This window comes from Flavobacterium collinsii, assembly GCF_902804485.1.
Classification (GTDB): Bacteria; Bacteroidota; Bacteroidia; order Flavobacteriales; family Flavobacteriaceae; genus Flavobacterium; species Flavobacterium collinsii.
In genome coordinates this window covers 99,435-122,325 of record NZ_CADCST010000065.1, presented here as the reverse complement: position 1 = coordinate 122,325, position 22,891 = coordinate 99,435, and the positions used below count along the sequence as shown (strand labels likewise).

Here is a 22,891-nt window from a genome sequence, read left to right as displayed (position 1 = left end):
TGTCTTTTTTTATATTCGAAAACAACCAAAAACAAACAACTGTAAATCAGTATTTTAAAACATCAACTATCCTATACTTTACCTGTTTTCTTGCACTCATCTGAATAAATTTTAAAAAACTTTTGGATTTTATTATTTTAAATTTAACTTTGTCTATAGAATTAGTAGAGATTAAAATTTAAAGAACTACATTTTGAAAACAACTGCAAGTACATCGAATTATATCCTTCCAAAAAAATATACCTATAACACTTTTTGTTATATGTGCTTCTGCCGTTAATTCTTCCATTATTTCGTTTTGAATCGATTTCATTCCTAAAATCGAAATTCATCCCCAAGCACAAACAGATCCTCTCTTTGGTAACGGGCACGAAACCGGATCACCCTATCAAGCAAAAATATCATTCGTTTAAAAGCAGGTTCTACCTTGATAAACCTTATAATTCAACAATTTAGATATTATTATACTGTAAATTAAACGGTTTTTATTTCGGGGGTTTTTAGTTTTAAACTAAATTTACTAGTACGATAAAATTGTTTTTTTACGAATGAAAGTTCTTAAAATACTACAGCAAAAAATAAATTAACCATTAAACCATTAAGCCATGGCTGAAACAAAACAACAACAAACAGCATTAGGAGATGTTGCAGCAAGACAATTAGCAATTGCAACACGTACCGTTCCTCAAATTGGAACAATTACACCACGTTGGTTAACGCATCTTTTGCATTGGACACCAGTAGAATCGGGCGTATTCCGTTTGAATAAAGTAAAAGACGGAAGCCATATCGAAGTAGATTGTTCAGCAAGAGACGAAAGGGTTTTACCCAATACTTTTGTCGATTATATCGATAATCCTAGAGAATACAATCTGGCTGCAGTTCAAACAATTGTTGAAGTACATACAAGAGTTTCAGATTTGTACAGTAAACCGTACAATCAGATTTCTGAGCAACTTAGATTGGCGATCGAAACCATTAAAGAGCGTCAGGAAAGCGAATTAATCAATAATAAAGATTATGGTTTGCTCAGCAATGTTGCGCCTTCGCAAGTTATTAAAACCAGAACCGGTGCACCAACTCCGGATGATTTAGACGAACTACTAACAAAAGTGTGGAAAGAACCGGGATTCTTTTTACTACATCCTTTGGCAATTGCAGCTTTTGGCCGTGAATGTACACGTCGTGGTGTTCCTCCTCCTACTACCTCTTTGTTTGGATCTCAATTTTTAACGTGGAGAGGAATTCCGCTTATTCCATCCGACAAATTGCCTATCAAAGACGGAAAATCAAAAATCATTTTATTGCGTACAGGCGAAAGCCGTCAGGGTGTTATTGGATTAATTCAGCCAGGATTACAAGGCGAACAATCACCGGGATTATCAGTTCGTTTTATGGGAATAAATGAAAAAGCAATTGCATCCTATCTGGTATCACTATATTGCTCACTGGCTGTATTGGTAGACGATGCCATTGCCGTTCTTGAAGATGTAGAAATTGGAAAGTACCATGAGTATAAATACTAACAACAACGGTTTACCCAACATTGAGGATTTGCAGCTTTTGGCTAACGAATTGTTCAGTACGTTACCTAACGAATTTCCCAAAGAGATTTCGTTAAGTCCTGATCGTAATGAACATCCCCGTGCCACAAAAGTTGCAGAAACCTTCCTTAATTCGGGGAACTTCAGTGGCCACAACCCGGCAGCCCTGCCCTTGCAGGATGCGCCAGCTTCACCTACTGCTTTACCAGCATTTAGCGGATTTGGAGCAGCGCCAACTGTTGCTAATTATGGCTCAGGAGCTTCGGCTTTATATCCAAATGCCGGAGCCGGATTTGATCCTCAAAGTGAAACTAATCCATTAGGAATTTCACACGGAAATAATGTAAATGTCAACAATCCGCAAACCGGTTTTTATGACGAAAATTTCGGGAATAACGGAGCCGCTCAGCTAAATGAAGAAAGTATTTTTTCGAAATTGCTTTTAAATAATGAATACCTGCCTTTTCAAAACCAAGGTTCTTCGTTTGAAACCGAATTAAAAGCAGCATTGGCTTTTGTGGATACACAATTTATAAAACGTACCAATCTTCCGTTAAACGGAAAAGAGATATCAAATTCGTACTACTTTTTAGAACAAAATCCGTTTGCTTTTGATCAGAGAAATTCGATTTTAATCGTTGGTAATACTTTTGAAAAACAAGATTTTGGTCGTATTTCCGGTTCCCATTTTGATGCTAACCGCATCAAAAAAGATTTTCCTATTCTAAGAGAAACCGTAAACGGAAAACCTTTGGTTTGGTTTGATAATGCTGCCACAACACAAAAACCGCAATCGGTTATTGATCGTATTGCCTATTTCTACGAACATGAAAATTCGAATATCCATCGTGCTGCTCACGAATTGGCTGCACGCGCATCGGATGCTTATGAAGCTGCCCGCGAAAAAGTAAAAACGTTCCTGAATGCCGGCTCCGTAAACGAAATTGTATTTGTTCGTGGTGCTACTGAAGGTATTAATCTTGTGGCACAGAGTTGGGGTGATTATAACTTAGTTGCCGGTGACGAAATCATTGTCAGTAATTTAGAACATCATGCGAATATTGTTCCGTGGAAACGTCTGGCAGATAAAAAAGGATTAAAACTTCGTGTAATTCCGGTTGACGATGACGGACAAATTTTACTGGATGAATATGCAAAATTGCTGAATTCAAAAACACGTCTGGTTGCTTTTACTCAGGTATCAAATGCATTGGGAACTGTAACACCGGCTAAAAAGATTATTGAAATGGCTCATGCTGTTGGAGCAAAAGTTCTAATTGATGGTGCACAATCGGTTTCACATATGAAGGTTGATGTTCAGGATTTAAATCCGGACTGGCTGGTTTTCTCCGGACACAAACTTTTTGGGCCTACGGGAATTGGCGCTTTATATGGAAAGGAAGATTTACTGAATGAAATGCATCCTTACCAATCTGGTGGGAACATGATTCAGGATGTCACTTTTGAGGAAATAAAATACCACAAAGCCCCTAATCGTTTTGAAGCCGGAACAGGAAATATTGCCGACGCAATTGGTCTTGGGGCTGCAATAGATTATGTAACAAAACTAGGAATAGATGCGATAGGTCAGTACGAACATCAGTTGTTAAACTATGCTACAAAATTGCTAAAAGAAATTCCGGGTGTCCGATTGATAGGTACAGCAGCAAATAAAGCAAGTGTTCTTTCATTTAATTTACAAGGCTACACAAACGATCAAGTGGGACAAGCTTTAAATAAAGAAGGTGTTGCAGTACGAACCGGACATCATTGTGCGCAGCCTATTTTGCGAAGAATGGGTGTCGAAACTACTGTTCGTCCGTCTCTGGCTTTTTACAATACCACCCAGGATGTCGATACTTTTATCAAAACCTTATGGGAACTTAAAAAAGTTAGATTTTAAAAAATAATACAGGGCAATGTCTTCTTAGGCTTCTCTAAAAAAATAGTTACTTTTTTTGATATTTTGAGTAATTATAACCAAAAGCGATTGTTTTCGGACAGTCGCTTTTTTTATGTTAAGAAAAAAAAGCTTATTAAAAAATAACCACACAAAACCAATAATATTTGAAATCAAATCCTATTTTTTGTTAAATCACATTATTTAATTTAAATAAAAAAGAAATCGATTACATTATAAATAATAAAACTCACTCTTTTTGTGAGAAAGCTCTAGATTCGGGCTAAAATGTTATAAATAACACAAAAATAACTATTTAAGTGATTTTTATTGTTAAACAAAAGCAAATCGTTAACAAAAAATTAAGATATTTGAGAGAACTAATCCTAACATATTGAAAAATGAAAATCAACTTTAAGCTATTTTTAGGGCTATTGATTGCATTATTTATGCAAACAGTCAATGCACAAGAAGGATCTATTACAGGGACAGTTACTGACTCAAAAAAAATTCCGCTTCCGGGAGTTAACATTCTTGTAAAAGGAACAAAAATCAGTACTCAAACTGATTTTGACGGAAATTTTAAAATAACAGCAAAAAAAGGAGACATCCTAACCGTAAGTTATGTCAGTTTCTCAACTGTACATGTTCCTGCCTCCAATTTAATGACCGTTCAACTGGTCGAAACTCAAAATGAACTCGAAGCCGTTTTGGTCGTTGGTTACGGAACACAGACTAAGAAGAATTTAACGGACAATATTGCCCGCGTTACGGCTAAAGATATCCAGCAAATACCTGTTTCAAACGTTCAAAATGCATTGGTGGGTAAACTTGCCGGTGTACAAATCACTCAGACAAATGGTAAAGTTGAAGGTGGTATTAATGTTAGGGTTCGTGGTGCTGCCAGTATTAGTGCCGGAACACAGCCACTATACGTTTTAGATGGAATCCCCCTGATTACAGACAACGAATCCAGCAACGGAGCGCCAACAAATCCATTATTAACTTTGAGCCCTAACGAAATTGAGTCTATTGACGTCTTAAAAGATGCTTCTTCTGCAGCGATTTATGGTGCACGTGGAGCTAATGGAGTGGTAATCATCACTACCAAAAAAGGGAAAGACGGAAAAGGAACTTTCACCCTTAATTTCTCACAAGGTGTTAGCGAAGCCACTCACAAAAGAAAATGGTTAAACTCAAAACAATACGTAGAACTATTGCGTGAAGCCGGAAAAAATGTTGACGATTTAGCCTCGGTAGAAGAAGAACTAGATCGTCTGGCTCAGGGAACTAACTGGAGAAACGGTGAAGTCGATACGGACTGGCAGGATATCGCCTTTCAAACGGGATATACAACTGATGCTGATTTTTCGGTTTCCGGCGGAGACGACAAAACCAGATACTTCTTTTCAGGAGCTTACAATAATACAACCGGAATTATCGACAGCAACAGTCTGGAGAGAATAACAGGAAGATCAAACATATCTCATAAAGTATCCGATCGATTTACAGTTGGGATGAACCTTGGTTTTTCAAGAGCCATCATCAACAGAGTTCAGGATGATAACTCTTTTACGTCCCCTTTACAATCCGTAGCGCAGTCTCCTGTATCACAAGCAAGACTGGCAGACGGAACGGCAAACCCAAATACAGAATATGCTAACTATTTATTAGCTAAAGACAATACTTTCTGGAAAACGAACATGCGTAGACTTACCGGAAAAGTTTTTGGCGAACTTAAAATAGTAAAAGGTCTGAAATTCAATTCTGATTTCTCTTACGATTATTTAACTCAGACAGAAGACTACTGGCAAGGAAAAAATGCTCCGTTTATGGCAACAGACGGTGAGGTATTTGCTACCTCAGTAAATACTGAAAATTATGTTTTTAGTAACTACTTTACTTACGACAAAACATTTGCAGAAAAACACGTTCTAAATGTTGTTGCGGGTATGGAACTTAACAAATACAACCGCAGGTATCAGGACGTAACCAGTATCTATTTCCCAAATGACGGTTTTCAGACGATCGACGGCGGAGCGGAAGTTAATGCCGGAGCTGGAAACGAAACCGACTATGCCTTTGTATCTCAATTTGGAAGGTTAAATTACGCCTTTGACGGCAAATACCTTTTCAAAGCCAGTATTCGTCGTGACGGTTCTTCCCGTTTTGGAAAAAACGAACGCTTTGGTGTTTTTCCTGCACTTTCTGCCGGTTGGGTAATCTCTCAGGAAAATTTCCTAAAAGAGAATCCGGTTTTAACCTATTTGAAAATAAAAGGAAGCTGGGGTAAATTAGGAAATGCCGAAATTGGAAATTTCGCCTCTCGCCAATTGTACCGCCCGAATCCCTATAATTTAAAATCCGGATTAACATTCTTTCAACCTGGAAATAATAACCTAACTTGGGAAAAATCAACTCAAATCGATTTTGGTGCCGAACTGGGCTTTTTAGATAAAATTACTTTTGAAGCCGACTACTATCAAAAAGATACAGACGGACTACTCTTTGATGCTCCGCTTCCAAAAAGCGCAGGTGCCGGCCCTGATGGAACTATCAGTAAAAATATTGGTAAAATCAGAAGCAGTGGTTTCGAATTTACGTTAAATACTAAAAATATCACAACCGAAAATTTTACCTGGACTACAAGTTTCAACCTAACTACAAATGAATCTAAAGTAAAAACGCTTCCTAATAACAATGCAGATGTAATTAACAGTTACACCATTAATAGAGTTGGCGAAAACATTTCATCTTTCTATCTGGTAGAATACGCAGGAGTTGACCCGGCAAACGGAGATGCTCTTTTTGTAAAAAACACAAAAAATGCCGATGGAACTATTGACAAAAGTACCACTAATGACTATAGTCAAGCACAAAGAACCATTCTTGGGAATCCATTTCCAACCTTAATGTCAGGGCTTACCAATACGATCCTGTACAAAGGAGTTGATTTTTCATTTACATTTCAGGGAGAATGGGGAGCCAGCATTTATAACACTGCGGGAATTTATCAGTCTACAGCAGCCGATTATTTTGACAACCAGACTCTCGATCAGTTAGACCGTTGGCAAAAACCGGGAGACATTACCAATGTACCTCAGGCAAGATTTGGAGGGTCAAACGGTACCCAAAATTCAAGCCGTTACCTTGGCAAATCAGATTTCATACGTTTAAGAAACCTGACTTTAGGATATTCATTACCTAAAAAGACAGTAAGCGATATGGGAATGAGCAATTTAAGAGTATACATGACAGCTGTAAATTTATTGACTTTTACCAATTATAAAGGTTCTGATCCTGAGTCACGAAGAGATGACATCTCGAGAGCGAATCCTAATGTTGGAGAGGAATTCTATTCGGCTCCACCAGCCAGAACTATCGCTATGGGAGTAAATATCAATTTTTAAATCGATCAAAATGAAATCAAACACTATACTATTATTTATGCTTTTTGCAGTCTTTTTTACAAGCTGTCAAGATGAATTAAACATAGAACCAAGACAAAGAGAAGATGCTTCTATTACCTTAAATACAGAAGAAGGAGTTACCAATGTACTCACCGGAACCTATGCTCTTGCCGCATACGGAAATGCTTATGGAGGAAGGATCTTAGTTTATGCCGATTTACTGGGAGCAACAGGTGTTACCGCTACTACTGACTTTAGGTTTAGAGGAACTTTTGGAGAATTAAGACAGATGTATATCAAAAAAATGCTTGCTGATAACGTAATCATTACAGGAACTTACTCGAGATGTTACGAAATCATAAACGCAGCCAATACTGTTATTGATAATATCGACAAAGTAAAAGACCCGGCCAAACAAACCCGAATGATCGGTGAAGCTAATTTTTTAAGATCACTTGCTTATTTTGATTTAGTGCGCTTTTTTGCAAAACCATACGTTAGCGGTCAGGCCAATAATCAATTAGGAATTGTACTAAGAGACAAAGCCATTTATGATTTCAACGCCGATTTATCAAAAGAAAGAAGTACCGTCGCTGAAGTATACAAAGTAATCATTGACGGATTAAATCTCGCTTACACTAATCTTCCTAAAGACAATAGTTTTTATGCTGATAAATATGCTGCAAAAGCCTTATTAGCGAGAGTATATCTGCAACAGGGTAATTACGCTTTGGCAAGAGACGCTGCCAATGATGTCATCAAAAACAGTGGACACTCTTTGTCTACAAAATATGCAGATGCCTTTAATCATGATACCGATCAGGCCGAGGATGTTTTTGCTATCCAGATTACAAAACAAACCGGAACAAATGATGCCATTACTTTTTATGCTGCAGAAGATAAAGGAGGACGCGGAGGTGATATTTCGATCAGAGATCCTTATCTGGAAAAATTTACCGATCCTAACGACGATCGTGCAAATTTCAATTATGTAAATCCTGCAAATGACAGATTACTGACTTTAAAATTTACTAATCAATTTGCCAATGTAGGGGTTATTCGTCTGGCTGAAATGTACCTCATCAGAGCCGAAGCAAACTTTCAGGCCGGGACAGCGGTGGGCAATACTCCGCTTGACGATATCAACATCATCCGAACAAGAGCCAATGCCGAAAATTTAACCGCAATAACGCTTGGCGGTATTTTATTGGAGCGTCAACTGGAACTGGCAATGGAAGGCTTTTCCATTCACGATATCCGAAGAACAAAAGGCTCCATTGATGTAAGTGGCGATGGTGACGGATCTGAATTATTATCTTATGATGCAGATATACTGGTATTTCCTATTCCAATCTCGGAAATGGATGCCAACAAAAAAATCACCCAGAATCCGGGTTACAGCAAGTAATGTATAAATCAAAAAAAACATCCCGTTTAGCGGGATGTTTTTTTACATACTAAAATCAAAAAAAATCTAGTTTTTGAAGTCATTCAGTGATTTCTCGATAATTTCAAGACATTCCTGAATTTGAGTTTCTGTCATCACCAATGGCGGTGCCAGTCTAATTTTATTTCCGTGAGTTGGTTTTGCCAATAATCCATTATCTCTGAATTTCAGGCAAATTTCCCATGCCAGATCTGAATCTTCACCACAATTAATTACAATTGCATTTAACAAACCTTTACCGCGAACCAGTGTAATCAAATCATTACGCTCTGCGATTTCGTTTAATCCTTTTCTTAAAATCACTCCCAGACGTTCTGCATTTTCGGCAAGATTTTCTTCTTTTATCACTTCAAGAGCGGCAATTGCAACTGCAGCAGCAACAGGATTCCCTCCAAAAGTAGATCCGTGTTGTCCTGGTTTAATCACATTCATAATTTCATCATTACACAATACTGCTGATACCGGATATACTCCGCCTGAGATTGCTTTACCTAAAATTAAAATATCAGGTTGCACATTTTCATGGTGTACGGCTAATAATTTTCCGGTACGCGCAATTCCGGTCTGAACCTCATCAGCAATAAACAAAACATTATGTTTCTCGCACAAGGCTTTAGCTTTCGCCAAATATCCTTCAGAAGGCACATATACTCCTGCTTCACCCTGAATTGGTTCTACTAAAAATCCTGCAATATTCTTTGATGATTCGAGTGCTTTTTCAAGAGCCTCCAGATTATCGTATTCAATTTTTATAAATCCATCTGTAAAAGGTCCGAAATTTTTACGCGCTCCTTCATCATTCGAAAATGAAATGATTGTAGTTGTTCTTCCATGAAAGTTATTTTCACAAACAATAACCTGAGCCTGGTTTTCAGAAATTCCTTTTACTTCATAAGCCCATTTTCTACATATTTTAAGAGCCGTTTCAACAGCTTCAGCGCCGGTATTCATTGGAAGAACTTTATCAAAACCAAAATATTTAGTTATAAATTCTTCGTAATTACCTAATCTGTCATTGTAAAAAGCACGGGAAGTCAAAGTAAGTTTTTGTGCCTGATCAACCATTGCTTTTACGATCTTAGGATGGCAGTGCCCCTGATTCACAGCTGAATAAGCAGATAAAAAATCAAAGTATTTTTTTCCGTCTACGTCCCAAACATATACCCCTTCTCCTCTTTCTAACACAACAGGAAGCGGGTGATAATTGTGAGCTCCGTATTTATTTTCTTTTTCAATCAAAACCTCTGATTTTGACGATAGGCTATTTTCAGTATGAATCATGATCTTTTATTTTATTTTTTTGAAAGCACAAAAGTATTAAAAATTATTCATTATCGGGCTACAAACCTTATTTTTTGACTTTATAAATCATTTTAAAAGTCAAAATCAATTATTTTTAGTTTTAAAAAAATCAATTTCACTTATTACAAGTCCGTTTTTTAAACTCTTTTAATTGAAAAAAATAATTACTTTTATAAATGTAAAAGTACTACCGATTATTTGGGGTACTATTTAAGTTTTAACACAATTTAAAAGAATGGATATATTAGACGAATTTGATATTAGTATCATTAAAGAATTAGAAAAAGACGGAAGAATGGCTTTTTCTGCTATTGCTGCTAATTTGAAAATATCAAATACTATGGTGCATCAGCGTATTAACAGAATGATCGAGCAAGGTGTAATTGGTGGCATCAAGCCTATTATCCAGGAAAAAAACATAGGTTACGATTGGGCTTCTTTCACAGGAATCACCCTAAATAAGGATTCCGACTCTGACCGAATTATTGAGGAATTAAAAGAAATTCCTGAAATTACCGAATGTTATTATGTAACAGGATCTTTTACACTTTATATCAAAATTATTGCAAAAAATCACGAACACATGCGCCGCATTCTGTATGAAAAAATCGACGGCATTCCTGGCATCGCCAAAACCGATTCGATTATTGAGTTAGGATGTGCTTTTAAGCGAAATATTTCTTTGTAGAAATTAGGTCATCGTAATTAACCAATTCTTCCTGATATGAAAAACCAATCTCTTTTTAGATTTCCTGCAAATAAATACAGTATGGTCCTGTTTCTTTTACTAGCTAATCTCTTGCAAGCGCAAACTCCAAAAGGAAAGTTATTTATCATTGGAGGCGGTGATCGGTCTGATGCCTTAATGAAGCAGGTTTTAAGTGTTGCCGATCTATCCAAAAAGGATTATATCGTCGTCCTCCCAATGTCGAGCGAAGAACCGGACAGCTCGTTTATTTTCTTCAAAACGCAGATGGTAAAACTAACGCCTCACCCAATTGTGATGCTCAACTTCAACAAAGAAACAGCTCAAAATAAAAGATTAACAGATTCATTGCAAAAAGCAAAACTAATTTTTATCAGTGGCGGAGATCAAACACGCTTTATGCATATAGTTCAAAATACTCCGATCAAAACGGCAATTCAAAAAGCGTATGAAAATGGAAGTACAATTTCCGGAACAAGCGCCGGTGCTGCAGTAATGTCAGAGAAAATGATCACCGGAAATCAGAAGCTTCAAAAGGAATATTCCGGAACCTTTGACAACATCCGTTACGACAATCTTGAAACCGCTGAAGGCTTAGGATTACTTAAAACTGCTATTATCGACCAACACTTTTTAAAAAGAAATCGTTACAATCGATTGCTTTCTGCATTAGTCGAATTCCCTGCCTTAACCGGAATAGGAATTGACGAAAGTACCGCCATCATCGTTCGAAACAATCAAATTGAAATTGCGGGCGAAAGCGAAGTGATCGTAGTTAGAAACCCGAAAGGAATCCTTAAATCTAAAAACAACAATCTCATTTCGATTGAAAATCTACAAATGAGTATTTATACCGCCGGACAAAAATTTAATATCAAATAAGCATGCTTAAAATTCCAAAATTAGCCTCTATAATTTTCTGTATCAGTTTTCAGCTTTCGGCACAAAAAATCAATTCCAAAGAAGTTATCCGTCTTCAAAATCTAGCCCAGCAAGTCACTATCATCAGAGACAACTGGGGTATTCCTCATGTTTATGGAAAAACAGATGCCGATGCGGTTTTCGGATTACTCTATGCCCAATGCGAAGATGATTTTAAACGAATTGAAATGAACTACATTGAAAAGCTGGGCAGGCTTTCAGAAATAAAAGGACAATCCGTTTTATACAATGACTTAGAGATTAAACTTTTAATAGATACCGAAGAAGCAAAAGCCGATTATAAAAAAGCTCCTTTGTGGCTCAAAAAATTACTAAACAGTTATGCCGATGCCGTCAACTTTTATTTGTACAAACATCCTGAAGTAAAACCGGCACTACTAACCCATTTTGAGCCCTGGTTCCCTCTACTCTGGACAGATGGAAGTATCGGAGCCATAAGTACCGCCGATCTTACCATTGGGGAATTAAAAGCTTTTTATTCCGGTAATACCGACAAAGTAGCTTATGTAGAAAGAGAAAAAAACGTTCAGACAGGTTCTAACGGTTTTGCTTTTGCACCATCAAAAACAGCTAACGGTAACGCTATATTATACATAAACCCACATACTACCTTTTACTTCAGACCCGAAGTACAGGTAACAAGCGATGAGGGACTAAACGTTTACGGAGCGGTAACCTGGGGACAGTTTTTCGTCTATCAGGGGTTTAACGACCATTGTGGATGGATGCACACCTCATCCAATGTAGATGTTGCCGACATGTACGCCGAAAAGATTATCGATAAAAAGGGCAAATTATTTTATGAATTCGATAAAAAACTAATCCCCGTTATTGAAAAAGAAATCACGATAAACTATACTGAGAACGGGAAATTAATTGCAAAAAAATTCAAAACTTACTTTACCAATAACGGTCCGATCATGGCAAAACGCGATGGGAAATGGATCTCCTTAAAATCAAACAATCGTTCGATGACCAGTTTAATCCAAAGTTGGGTCAGAACCAAGTCGGCTAGCTTTGAAGATTACAAAAAAGCAATGGATTTGAAAGCCAATACCTCCAACAATACCGTTTATGCAGACGATAAAGGAAACATTGCTTACTGGCACGGAAATTTTATTCCAATCAGAGACAAAAACCTCAATTGGTCCAAAGTAATTGACGGTTCGGTTTCAGCTACACAATGGAAAGGCCTGCACGAAGTAAACGAAACCGTTCATTTATACAATCCCGTAAATGGCTGGCTGCAAAACTGCAACTCAACTCCTTATTCTGTTGCCGGAGAAAACAGTCCGAAAAAACAAAACTACTTGCCATATATGGCGCCAGATGGAGAAAATTTTAGAGGAATAAATGCTGTTAGAATTTTCAGCAAAGGCAATCAATACACTTTAGACAAAGTAATTGCAGACGGATACGATACCAAATTGTCAATTTTCGAAATCTTAATTCCGTCTTTGATTACCATTTTCGAAAACAACAACAACAACAACTCTAAGAATCCTGAATATGCAGAATTGAACGAAGCGATTTCAATATTAAAAAACTGGGATTATTATGCTAAAGAAAATTCGATAGCAACCGCATTAGCTGTTGAATGGGCTTATAAACTAGATCCAATAATACTAAAAGCTTATGTCGATGAAGGAGAATTGGATCAGGTAGAAAACACCAAAAAATTTGCTAAAAATGCAACTGCCAATCAAATGCTTCCACAATTGCAGGCCGTTTTAAAAGAACTGAACTCAAAATGGGGAACCTGGAAAGTGACCTGGGGAGATATAAACCGATTTCAGCGTTCCAGTGGTGACATCGATTTAAAATATGACGATGCACAGCCAAGTTTACCTATTGCTTTTGGTCCGGGCTCATGGGGAAGCTTACCTTCCTTTAAAAGCAGCTATCAAAAAGATTCTAAAAAACGATATGGCTACAATGGCAACAGTTTTGTCTGTGCTGTAGAATTTGGCCCAAAAATAAAAGCAAAATCACTATTGGCAGGAGGTAATAGCGGAGATCCTAAATCCAGACACTTTAACGACCAAAGCGAAATGTACCAGAAAGGAAGCTTCAAAGAAGTCTTATTTTACAAGGAAGATGTCATCAAAAATGCAGAGAAAACCTATCATCCCGGTGAATGATTTTCATTGTAAGAAAACAACAGGCGAAAACCTCGGAAGAAATATATCCCGAGGTTTTTTTGTAACATAATATTTCTGATATTTGTTAAAAATTGTACCCTTATGAAAAATTCGGCCCTTCTCCTATTTGCTACCATACTGTTTTCTAACGGTATAAATGCGCAACTAAAAGCTGTAAAATATAACGATGGTTCTCAGGTCTTAAATGGATTATTTGCAAAATCTCTTAAAAAAAGCACTCAAAATCCGGGTATTTTGCTTATTCCGGCCTGGCTTGGAATTGATAAAGCTTCTAAAGATATTGCAGAAAACTTAGCGAAACTAGGCTATAATGTTTTCATTGCCGATATCTATGGTGAAGGAAATTATCCGGCCAATACTGCCGAAGCAGGAAAACAGGCAGGATATTACAAAAAGAATTACGAAGTATACCAAAAACGCATCAATGCAGCGTTACAGGAATTAGTTAAATCCGGAGCTAATGCCGATAATATTGTAGCCATAGGATACTGTTTTGGCGGAACGGGGGTTCTTGAAGCTGCCCGAGGACATTTGAACCTAAAAGGAGTTGTTTCATTCCACGGAAGTTTAGCCAGAGATGCTGCCAGAAAGATTGAACCAATTACCTCTAAAGTACTGATTTGTCATGGAGCCGACGATCCTTATGAATCAAAAGAAGAAATCACTGCTTTTCAGCAGGAAATGCGCGATTCAAAAGCCGACTGGCAAATGATTTATTATGCGAATGCCGTACACTCTTTCACAAATCCGGAAGCAGGAAATGACAATTCAAAGGGTGCGGCCTATAATGCTATTGCAGCAAAAAGATCTTTTGAGCATTTACAGCTTTTCCTAAATGAAGTATTAAAAAAATAAACAACAGCATAGAGATTTAAGCAGATTAAAATTAATTTATACTACGTAAAATTCGTATCATAAAAAACAACATAAACCCATTTAAATCCGTGACATCCACGGGCAAAAAGCAACAACCAAAATCAAACCAAAGTAATTTATACCCAATGTCACACAGTCCGATTAGAAAAGACAAAACCTGCCTAAACTGCAGACACGTTGTTGAACAAAAATTCTGTCCCAATTGCGGACAGGAAAACACTGATTCCCGAAAAACATTTCATCATTTGTTTATTCACTTTTTTGAAGATCTGACACATTACGAAAATGCTTTTTGGCGTACGATCAAAAATCTTTTGTTTAAACCCTCTGCTTTAACTAAAGAATATCTTTCGGGAAAACGCCTATCCTATCTGGCGCCTGTTCGTTTATACATCTTTATTAGTTTTGTTACTTTTTTAATGATTGCTTTATTTCCTGGTCATTCAGAGGAAACTCCAGCTGATTTTAATCTAGAAGTAAGCAACAAGAAAGAAGCTCCAAAAAACATTTTCACAGGAAATCTTAACGATTTAAAACCCGGAGATGGTTTTGATAAATTTACCCACGAAGTAGATTCAGTTCAAAAGTATGCCCCTGAAGATAAAAAATTAGACTCGTTTAGCTACTGGGTAGTTCAAAAAGTAAAATACGTAAAGGAGCACAATACCAAAAAAGAACTAATTAACAAATTCACAGAATCATTTGTACACAACATTCCTAAAGTTCTGTTTATCATAATGCCACTATTTGCTTTCTTTTTATGGCTTTTTCACAACAAAAAAAGATGGTATTATTTTGATCATGGGATATTCACTTTACACTATTTTTCGTTTTTGCTTCTGGTAACCTTCATCTTGTTTGTAATTCGCAGACTTGTTGGATTATTTGGAGAAGATAGTCCTATAGCTGTGATTTCAGATATAACCGACTTCCTTGGAGGTCTCTGGATGTTTTATTATTTTTTTCCGGCGCATCACCGTTTTTATGGCGAGACAAGATGGATTTCCTTTTTTAAAAGCATTGCATTACTGTTTATAAATTTTACTTTCATCCTAATCTTATTAATCTTTTACGTTTTCTATACCTTTATCAATTTACATTAAACAACACATGAAAAAAATTATAATCCTGTTATTAATTGGTACTGCATTTTCTTGTAAAAACACACAGTCAGTTACCTCAAAAGACAATTCAGATCCGTCTAAATACATTGAATTTATTTCAGAAAAAGATCTAAAAACAATGCTTTATGTGGTCGCTTCAGATGAAATGGAAGGCCGTGAAACCGGATCCAAAGGACAAAAGAAAGCAGGTCTTTACATGATCGAACAATACAAAAAAAGTGGGATTTCGTTTCCTAAAGGAGCAACGGATTATTATCAGCACATTCCTGCATCTTTCTTAAATGCCAGACGTAACGAAAATTTACCTGATTCAGAGAACATCTGGGCTTACATTGAAGGTTCTGAAAAACCTGATGAAGTTTTGGTAATTTCAGCACATTACGATCACGTTGGAATAAAAAAGGGCGAAATTTATAATGGTGCCGATGATGATGGTTCGGGAACAGTTGCTGTCATAGAAATGGCAAAAGCATTTGCAAAAGCCAAAAAAGACGGACACGGACCAAAACGTTCTATCCTGTTCCTACACGTAACAGGTGAAGAACATGGCTTGCATGGTTCGCGCTATTATTCAGAAAATCCATTATTTCCAATTGCCAATACCATTACCGATATCAACATTGATATGATTGGCCGTCGTGATGTTGATCATGCAAAAACAAACAACTATGTGTACGTAATTGGGGCCGACAGACTCTCAACCGACTTACACAATATTGTGGTGGCTCAGAACGAAAAATACACCAAAATAGATCTTGATTTTAAATTTAATGACCCTAAAGATCCAAATCATTTTTATGAGCGTTCTGATCATTATAATTTTGCAAAATACGGAATTCCGGCAGTTTTCTTCTTTAATGGAGTTCACGAAGACTATCACGGAAAAGGAGATGAGCCTCAAAAAATAGAATACGACGCTTTGACCAAAAGAACAAAATTAGCATTCGCGATCGCTTGGGACTTAGCCAATAGAGAGAACAGACCGGTAGTCGATAAACCGATTAAATAAGGCACTGAGGTACTAAGATGCTAAGATTCTGAGATTTTTTTAGGTGCTTAGAAACTAAGTTATCACTTTATTTTATAAATAGGAGGCTGTCTTTTTAGACAGCCTCACTTATTTCTCCTATTACTTAAAGATTATTCTTGCATCATAGAGCAACTTTTAAATAAGCCATCCCAATGATTTCTTATTTAAGCGGGTACTCCTGACTTTAATTTCTGAACAATTTCCAAACATCTATTCTCAAAAATAGATTGCTCAACCGGCACAACAACCGATTGGAATAGTTTCATCAAATCATCAGAATGTGAGGCACGTTTTGTGCTCTGAATATTGTAATGAAAAAACTTAATCCATAAAATGGCTTTTAATTCGGTTTCATTTTCATTCCACATTTTCATTTCAACCAGCAGAAAATTATCGCTATACTGAACCAATTGCGAATCAATCAGTACCGTTTCCATTGTAAAAGCGGGACGCATATAACTAATTTGATTAGTTGCCACTACCCAGCTAAGCCCTGTTTCCCTAAGATATTTAAAGATATCCAAATTGTAATGCTCAGCAATCTGATCCTCCCTGGTATTAATAAAATACTCCAGGTACTTTGCGTTGTTTAAATGATTAAAAGGATCACAATCCTGAAATCTGATTTTCTTTTTTGTTTTCAATACTTTTTCCATTCTTTGAATTTATTATATCAAATACCAATCGGTATCTGATGAGTTAAAAAATTTTATTTCCTTATTTTATCAATTATTGTACTGTCTATAAAGTCCATTGCTGTAGTTATGTAACTCTCATCATTATGTGTAAAAGCCAAAAGCGAGCTGCCTTCAATTAAAGACAACATTATTTTTGCATATTTTAAAGGATCCGTAGTTCGCAGAATCTCCTCTTTATCAATACCTTCACTGATAATATTCGTCAGCCCGGCAATAAACTTTTGAGATAAATTCTGAGCAGTCTGAAACAATAATGGATTGATAAATTTTGTATCAACTCCTACCCGCAGCATAGGGCATCCCCCTCTGTCCTTGACTAAATCATAATAGCTTCTCTGATAATTTGTTATAGCATAGAGTTTCTCCAAACTTCCGCTCTTAGTTGCTACAAGTTTGAATAAAGGTGTTATTGCCAAGTCGACATTTAACCGAAACGACTGCAGTGCTAAATCTTCCTTATTTGTAAAATTGCAATAAATAGCTCCTTTCGTAAGGCCAGTTGCATTGGTTATATCTGTCAGACTGGTACCGATGTATCCCTGTTTGTTGAAAATTGGAGCCACTTTATCCAATATAAATTCAGAAGTATTCATAATTTTTCATTTTCATTAGATATTTTCAAAACAAATATAATCAAAATACCGATCGGTATGTAAAAGGATTGGATTATTTTTCTTGGAGATTCTGAGTTATCTAAAAGTCGAGCGATTAATTAACTGAGAAATTAAAACAATTAAGGTCCTGAGTTTCAAAGTGCATTCCACACTTTAAAACTCAGGACCTTTTATCTTAGACCTATATATCTTACTATCTCAGAACCTCAGTATCTTAGCACCTTCTTTCTAGTCATTCATAGAAATCAAAAACTCTTCATTGTTTCTGGTTTTCTTGAAACGGTCGTTTACGAAATCCATAGATTCTACAGGATTCATATCAGACAAATATTTACGCATAATCCACATTCTTTGTAATGTTTTCTCATCCAGTAATAAATCATCACGACGAGTACTTGACGAAGTAAGATCAATAGCAGGGAAAATACGTTTGTTGGCAATTTTACGATCCAATTGAAGTTCCATGTTACCGGTACCTTTAAATTCTTCAAAGATCACCTCATCCATTTTAGAACCTGTTTCAGTCAATGCTGTTGCGATGATACTTAACGAACCTCCGTTTTCTACATTTCTTGCAGCTCCAAAGAAACGTTTTGGTTTTTGCAATGCATTGGCATCAACACCTCCACTTAAAACTTTACCTGAAGCAGGTTGAACTGTATTATAAGCTCTTGCCAAACGGGTAATAGAATCCAGTAAAATAACCACATCGTGTCCGCATTCTACCAAACGTTTTGCTTTTTCAAGAACGATATTAGCAATCTTCACGTGTTCTTGTGGTTCTCTGTCAAAAGTAGAAGCAATAACTTCTCCTCTTACACTGCGTTGCATATCGGTAACCTCTTCAGGACGTTCATCAATCAAAAGAACAATAAGATATACTTCAGGATGGTTGGCTGCGATTGCGTTTGCAATGTCTTTTAGTAACATTGTTTTTCCCGTTTTAGGCTGAGCGACAATCATACCACGCTGTCCTTTTCCTATTGGAGAAAATAAGTCGATAATACGGGTTGAAACTGAACTGCCTTTTTCGGCTAATTTGAATTTTTCAGAAGGAAAAACCGGGGTAAGATGTTCAAAAGAAACTCTGTCGCGAACAACTTGCGGATCGTGACCATTAATTTTAAGTACACGAACAAGGGGGAAAAACTTCTCTCCTTCTTTTGGAGGACGAACTACTCCTTTTACAGTATCTCCGGTCTTAAGACCAAACAATCTGATTTGTGATGTTGATAAATAAATATCATCGGGAGAAGCTAAATAATTATAATCTGATGAACGTAAAAAACCATAACCGTCCGGCATCATTTCAAGAACACCTTCACTTTCGATAATTCCATCAAACTCAAAGTCTGAATCTCTGAAATTATTCTTTTTATTTTTATGATTTGGATTTTGATTCCCGTTATTTCCATTCCCATTTTGATTAGAATTTGGATTCTGATTTGGGTTTTGGTTAGGATTCGGATTTTTATTTTGGTTCGGATTGACCTTTTTAGTTTGAACCGGTGCTTCTGTTTTTTCAGTCGTCGAAACTTCTGCTACAGCTTCACCTTCCGGAATTGCCTCTTTTGTCGCTTCTTTTTCTTTTTGCAAAGCGACCTTTTTCTCGTAAGCCGACTTATTAAATTTTACGATTTTTGGTCCTTTTTTCTCTACTGTTGTATTCTCTGTATTCCCTGTATTCCCTGTATTTTCAGTATTATCAGTATTATCAGTATTATCAGTATTTTCCTGAACTTCCGGAGCTGCTTCGGTAATTTTAACTTCTGCTGTTTCTTTCGCTACTGCATTTCCTTTTATCTTAGGATTTGTTTTAGGATTTGCTTTAATAGCCGGAATTTTAGTTACTGCAACCGGTGCTGCGGTTTTTTCAGGAGTTTCCTCTACTTTATCAAATTCCAGAACTGGTGCATTCTTACTGATAGGTGTTTTTTTGGCTGGAACAATTCTTGCTCTTTTCGGTTTATCATCAACTATTTCCGCTTCTGCCACAGGATTAACCGGCGGCGCTACAGTCGCTTCTTGATGTGCCAAAATCTGACTGATTAAAGTCTCTTTTTTAACACCATTAAACTTTATAGTTTTAGCTAACTTAGCTATTTCTTGAAGCTCAGAAAGCTTCATTTCTTTTAATGCAGAAATATCAAACATGAATGTTCTATGAATTTAATTATTTTAACGGAAATACTGTAAAAAGAATAGGTAGATATTTTTTTTTCGATTGACCGCAGTATGAAGTGCTTACGGTATTATGATGCAATAATACGAATAAAATTTAATCATACAATAGTATTTTAAAAAAAGAAAATATATTTTTGTAAAACAATTTTAGACCATGATACAACGAATTCAAACCGTATATTTAATTCTTACCTTTTTAATCACAGGCGTATTACTGTTTTTTATTCCGCTTTGGACCTTAAATAATGGTAAGGCATTTTACTTTATGCAGGATCAATATTACACTATCCTGTTAGGATTAAGTACCATGCTTACTATTATTAGTATCATTTCATACAAAAAAAGACAAAATCAGTTTGTAATGGGCAGACTGAACATAATATTAAATTTAATTTTATTGGGATTATTTGTATATCGTTCTCTAAATTTATCTGGAGATACTACTACCATTGTATCAGAGAAAGGTATTGGGATGTTTCTACCTATTGTTGCTATCGTATTATTAGTTTTAGCTAATAAGGCCATCAAAAAGGATGAAGATCTTGTAAAATCTGTAGATCGTTTGAGGTAAACCTATAAACTTAAATTTTTTGTGCGAAGAGAACCCGAATTTTAAATTCGGGTTTTTTTGTGCCTTACATTTTCTGCAATTTCAAACAGAACTGCCAAAACAACCTTAAAAATAAACTTTGTAAGATAATTTTTCTTTATTTTTGCGTTTCAGTCCCTAAACAATTATGAAACACAAAATAAGAATACACCTTGCAGATGATCATCAGGTGCTTATTGACGGCCTTACGAATTTGCTACAGACAGTTGAAAATTTTGAAGTGGTGGGCAATTCACAGGATGGCACCACTGTTTATAATGATATCATTCAAAGTAATCCCGATATTTTGGTCCTGGACATCAGCATGCCCAAAAAAGATGGCATAGAAGTAGTTAAAGAACTTCAGCAAAAAGATTTTCAGTGCAAAATTATTATTCTATCCAGCTACGATGATTTAAAAATCATCAAAGAAGTAATGAAATTAGGTGCAAAAGGTTACCTGACAAAAAAATGTGCCGGAGAAAATATAATCGAAGCCATAGAAGCTGTTTATCAGGGACAGGAATATTTTTGCGATTCGGTAAGAGAAAAAATCTTCAATATTTTCTCTCATAACAATCCAAAACTCAATAAAAACATTCAAGTCGAAAACCCTATTTTAAGTGCCCGTGAAATCGAAATTATCACTTTAATTGCCTTAGAACACAGCGGAAAGGAAATCAGTGAGCAGCTTTTTATCAGTATAAACACTGTAGAGACACACCGGAAAAACATCATGAAAAAACTACAGCTAAAAAGCACCATTGGCCTCGTAAAATATGCACTCAAAAACAATCTGATCAATTCCTGACCCCCTTTAACAAGCACATTCAAATAATTCGCGTCAATATGTCTTTTTTCAGATTCTATATTTTTTTTGCTTTATTAACTTCTTTCAATGGCAGCTTTGCGGCTAATCAGCAAAAGTCGATTTCAGAAAAGAAAACTATTACTGTTGTCGAAAATTCAAAAAAAAACAATCCCTCCCAACCGAAAAACATCCGAGATAAGCAAATAATCAGCTTATCCATCGTACTGGTAATACTATTGTTCTTTTTATTCTATTTTTTCTATGAAAACAATAAATTGAGGCGAAAAATAAAGCGGAAAGACATAAAGCAAAAGATATTACTAAATGTAATTAATGCCGGTATTGACAGCCAAGAGGTAGAACGTAAAAAAATCGCATCATTTTTGCACGACAATATCAACTCTTTATTATCTTCTGTTGGACTGCACATAAAAACTTTTACAACACAAAACGAAGTAAAATCAGATGAAATTCAGAAAGCAAAGGATATTTTACAGGAAGCACATGACCTTTTACGAGATATGTCGCACGATCTGGTTCCCACACTTTTGGTTCGTTTTGGACTAATTTACGCCTTAGAGGACTTATGTGAAAGAAACTCCAATTCGCATATTAATTTTGAATTTTCAAGTGCCATTCCGACTGAAAAAAGATACATCGAAAAATTTGAAATGAAGGTTTATTTTATTGTTACAGAGCTTTTCAACAACATTGTAAAACACAGTGATGCACAAAAGGCTAAAATTTCCTTATCCGAAAAAAACAATCAATTTGTAATTATAATTCACGATAACGGAAGAGGTTTTGAAACCGAAAAACTAAACAATGTTGAAGGCTTTGGTTTGAACAGAATCAGAGCCCGAATTAAGAAATACAAAGGAAACATCTCCATTACCTCAAAAACGAATGAAGGAACCACTATCAAAATTCAGATTCCATTACCACTTTAATTCAATTTTACTTCTTCCCGATTTCAACGATTTCCAGGTCTTTTATTTTGTCACCGTCAATTACAAATCGCAACATCGTTCGAACCTGATGAAAACCACTTTTCCCCGCCGCTCCCGGATTCATATGCAATAGATTGTTTTTTTTATCAAACATAACCTTCAGTATATGCGAATGGCCGCAGATAAACAATTTCGGAGGATTCAATGCCATTTCTTCCCTTATATTGGGATTGTATTTGCCCGGATATCCTCCAATATGCGTGATCCAGACAGAAACATCTTCACATAAAAACCTATTGTGTAATGGAAATTCTAATCGCGCCTGAGCATCATCAATATTACCATAAACACAACGTAACGGTTTTAACTTTTTAATTGTGTCTGTAACATTCAGATCTCCAATATCTCCGGCATGCCAAACCTCATCGGCCTGAGCAACGTATTTTAGAATGGTATCATCAATATGACTGTGAGTATCGGAAAGCAGGAGAATTTTTTTCATTATTTAGGCCCAAAGGTTCAGAGATGCAAAGGTACAAAGGTTTTTTTCTTTTAAGGTACTAAGATTCTAAGTTGCTTAGGTACATCGAACCTTAGTACCT

At 36.2% G+C, this 22,891-nt stretch carries 18 protein-coding genes; 13 read left to right on the top strand and 5 right to left on the bottom strand.

Translation table 11 applies throughout. The annotated features are described in order from the left end of the window. Positions 1-605: 605 nt before the first annotated feature. The 4 genes from FLA105534_RS05365 (at position 606) to FLA105534_RS05350 (ending at position 8,262) form a co-directional block, all read left to right on the top strand. Positions 606-1,526 carry a family 2A encapsulin nanocompartment shell protein gene (locus tag FLA105534_RS05365; protein WP_173965004.1) on the top strand — a complete coding sequence of 307 codons (921 nt, stop codon included), beginning with the start codon at positions 606-608 and terminating at the stop codon, positions 1,524-1,526. Next, positions 1,510-3,447, top strand: coding sequence for a family 2A encapsulin nanocompartment cargo protein cysteine desulfurase (locus FLA105534_RS05360; RefSeq protein ID WP_173965003.1), 1,938 nt, complete (start codon positions 1,510-1,512; stop codon positions 3,445-3,447). The genes FLA105534_RS05365 and FLA105534_RS05360 overlap by 17 nt, the downstream gene beginning before the upstream one ends. Before the next feature lie 398 nt (positions 3,448-3,845). Beyond that, on the top strand, positions 3,846-6,854 hold the full coding sequence (locus tag FLA105534_RS05355; protein ID WP_173965002.1) for a SusC/RagA family TonB-linked outer membrane protein: 3,009 nt from the start codon (positions 3,846-3,848) through the stop codon (positions 6,852-6,854). A gap of 10 nt (positions 6,855-6,864) precedes the next feature. Continuing rightward, entirely contained in the window at positions 6,865-8,262 is a 1,398-nt protein-coding gene (locus tag FLA105534_RS05350) for a RagB/SusD family nutrient uptake outer membrane protein (protein ID WP_173965001.1), read from the top strand. Positions 8,263-8,328: 66 nt separating this feature from the next. Here FLA105534_RS05350 and rocD read toward each other — a convergent pair whose 3' ends face one another. Beyond that, entirely contained in the window at positions 8,329-9,582 is a 1,254-nt protein-coding gene (rocD, locus tag FLA105534_RS05345) for an ornithine--oxo-acid transaminase (protein WP_173965000.1), read from the bottom strand. A 256-nt stretch (positions 9,583-9,838) separates the two neighbouring features. On the opposite strand from rocD, the gene FLA105534_RS05340 reads away from it, so the two are divergent. From FLA105534_RS05340 to FLA105534_RS05315, 6 genes are all read left to right on the top strand, one after another. Beyond that, a complete protein-coding gene (locus tag FLA105534_RS05340) occupies positions 9,839-10,291 on the top strand; it encodes an Lrp/AsnC family transcriptional regulator (RefSeq protein WP_173964999.1) in 453 nt (150 codons plus the stop codon). 36 nt (positions 10,292-10,327) lie between these two features. Continuing rightward, on the top strand, positions 10,328-11,191 hold the full coding sequence (locus FLA105534_RS05335) for a cyanophycinase (RefSeq protein WP_173964998.1): 864 nt from the start codon (positions 10,328-10,330) through the stop codon (positions 11,189-11,191). 2 nt (positions 11,192-11,193) lie between these two features. Beyond that, positions 11,194-13,392, top strand: coding sequence for a penicillin acylase family protein (locus FLA105534_RS05330; RefSeq protein ID WP_173964997.1), 2,199 nt, complete (start codon positions 11,194-11,196; stop codon positions 13,390-13,392). Between the two features lie 102 nt (positions 13,393-13,494). Beyond that, positions 13,495-14,268 carry a dienelactone hydrolase family protein gene (locus FLA105534_RS05325; RefSeq protein WP_173964996.1) on the top strand — a complete coding sequence of 258 codons (774 nt, stop codon included), beginning with the start codon at positions 13,495-13,497 and terminating at the stop codon, positions 14,266-14,268. Positions 14,269-14,414: 146 nt separating this feature from the next. Continuing rightward, entirely contained in the window at positions 14,415-15,392 is a 978-nt protein-coding gene (locus FLA105534_RS05320; RefSeq protein WP_173964995.1) for a DUF3667 domain-containing protein, read from the top strand. Positions 15,393-15,399: 7 nt separating this feature from the next. After that, entirely contained in the window at positions 15,400-16,422 is a 1,023-nt protein-coding gene (locus FLA105534_RS05315; RefSeq protein ID WP_173964994.1) for a M28 family peptidase, read from the top strand. A gap of 185 nt (positions 16,423-16,607) precedes the next feature. Here FLA105534_RS05315 and FLA105534_RS05310 read toward each other — a convergent pair whose 3' ends face one another. The 3 genes from FLA105534_RS05310 to rho form a co-directional block, all read right to left on the bottom strand. Beyond that, on the bottom strand, positions 16,608-17,099 hold the full coding sequence (locus tag FLA105534_RS05310; RefSeq protein ID WP_173964993.1) for an acyl-CoA thioesterase: 492 nt from the start codon (positions 17,097-17,099) through the stop codon (positions 16,608-16,610). 53 nt (positions 17,100-17,152) lie between these two features. Then, the gene (locus tag FLA105534_RS05305; protein ID WP_173964992.1) at positions 17,153-17,734 is read right to left on the bottom strand and encodes a TetR/AcrR family transcriptional regulator; all 582 of its coding nucleotides are present in this window, start codon (positions 17,732-17,734) and stop codon (positions 17,153-17,155) included. Between the two features lie 249 nt (positions 17,735-17,983). Beyond that, on the bottom strand, positions 17,984-19,909 hold the full coding sequence (gene rho / locus FLA105534_RS05300) for a transcription termination factor Rho (RefSeq protein ID WP_173964991.1): 1,926 nt from the start codon (positions 19,907-19,909) through the stop codon (positions 17,984-17,986). A 184-nt stretch (positions 19,910-20,093) separates the two neighbouring features. Here rho and FLA105534_RS05295 point away from each other — a divergent pair, with 184 nt between their 5' ends. From FLA105534_RS05295 to FLA105534_RS05285, 3 genes are all read left to right on the top strand, one after another. Further along, entirely contained in the window at positions 20,094-20,510 is a 417-nt protein-coding gene (locus tag FLA105534_RS05295; protein WP_173964990.1) for a DUF4293 domain-containing protein, read from the top strand. Between the two features lie 166 nt (positions 20,511-20,676). Continuing rightward, the gene (locus FLA105534_RS05290) at positions 20,677-21,339 is read left to right on the top strand and encodes a response regulator (protein WP_173964989.1); all 663 of its coding nucleotides are present in this window, start codon (positions 20,677-20,679) and stop codon (positions 21,337-21,339) included. A gap of 275 nt (positions 21,340-21,614) precedes the next feature. After that, positions 21,615-22,289, top strand: a complete 675-nt coding sequence (locus FLA105534_RS05285; RefSeq protein ID WP_246253170.1) for a sensor histidine kinase — start codon at positions 21,615-21,617, stop codon at positions 22,287-22,289. Between the two features lie 7 nt (positions 22,290-22,296). Here the strand turns inward: FLA105534_RS05285 and FLA105534_RS05280 are convergent, their stop codons facing one another. Then, positions 22,297-22,791: a metallophosphoesterase family protein gene (locus FLA105534_RS05280; protein ID WP_173964987.1), complete on the bottom strand. Its 495-nt coding sequence runs from the start codon at positions 22,789-22,791 to the stop codon at positions 22,297-22,299. Between the last annotated feature and the right edge of the window lie 100 nt (positions 22,792-22,891).

What these genes read in the sequence shown, in the direction of transcription:
- FLA105534_RS05310 (WP_173964993.1), bottom strand. Translation starts at nt 17,099, where the DNA reads ATGGAAAAAGTATTGAAAACAAAAAAGAAAATCAGATTTCAGGATTGT.
- FLA105534_RS05290 (WP_173964989.1), top strand. Translation starts at nt 20,677, where the DNA reads ATGAAACACAAAATAAGAATACACCTTGCAGATGATCATCAGGTGCTT.
- FLA105534_RS05280 (WP_173964987.1), bottom strand. Translation starts at nt 22,791, where the DNA reads ATGAAAAAAATTCTCCTGCTTTCCGATACTCACAGTCATATTGATGAT.
- FLA105534_RS05350 (WP_173965001.1), top strand. Translation starts at nt 6,865, where the DNA reads ATGAAATCAAACACTATACTATTATTTATGCTTTTTGCAGTCTTTTTT.
- FLA105534_RS05320 (WP_173964995.1), top strand. Translation starts at nt 14,415, where the DNA reads ATGTCACACAGTCCGATTAGAAAAGACAAAACCTGCCTAAACTGCAGA.
- FLA105534_RS05365 (WP_173965004.1), top strand. Translation starts at nt 606, where the DNA reads ATGGCTGAAACAAAACAACAACAAACAGCATTAGGAGATGTTGCAGCA.
- FLA105534_RS05340 (WP_173964999.1), top strand. Translation starts at nt 9,839, where the DNA reads ATGGATATATTAGACGAATTTGATATTAGTATCATTAAAGAATTAGAA.
- FLA105534_RS05355 (WP_173965002.1), top strand. Translation starts at nt 3,846, where the DNA reads ATGAAAATCAACTTTAAGCTATTTTTAGGGCTATTGATTGCATTATTT.
- FLA105534_RS05335 (WP_173964998.1), top strand. Translation starts at nt 10,328, where the DNA reads ATGAAAAACCAATCTCTTTTTAGATTTCCTGCAAATAAATACAGTATG.
- rho (WP_173964991.1), bottom strand. Translation starts at nt 19,909, where the DNA reads ATGTTTGATATTTCTGCATTAAAAGAAATGAAGCTTTCTGAGCTTCAA.
- FLA105534_RS05305 (WP_173964992.1), bottom strand. Translation starts at nt 17,734, where the DNA reads ATGAATACTTCTGAATTTATATTGGATAAAGTGGCTCCAATTTTCAAC.
- FLA105534_RS05330 (WP_173964997.1), top strand. Translation starts at nt 11,194, where the DNA reads ATGCTTAAAATTCCAAAATTAGCCTCTATAATTTTCTGTATCAGTTTT.
- FLA105534_RS05360 (WP_173965003.1), top strand. Translation starts at nt 1,510, where the DNA reads ATGAGTATAAATACTAACAACAACGGTTTACCCAACATTGAGGATTTG.
- rocD (WP_173965000.1), bottom strand. Translation starts at nt 9,582, where the DNA reads ATGATTCATACTGAAAATAGCCTATCGTCAAAATCAGAGGTTTTGATT.
- FLA105534_RS05325 (WP_173964996.1), top strand. Translation starts at nt 13,495, where the DNA reads ATGAAAAATTCGGCCCTTCTCCTATTTGCTACCATACTGTTTTCTAAC.
- FLA105534_RS05295 (WP_173964990.1), top strand. Translation starts at nt 20,094, where the DNA reads ATGATACAACGAATTCAAACCGTATATTTAATTCTTACCTTTTTAATC.
- FLA105534_RS05315 (WP_173964994.1), top strand. Translation starts at nt 15,400, where the DNA reads ATGAAAAAAATTATAATCCTGTTATTAATTGGTACTGCATTTTCTTGT.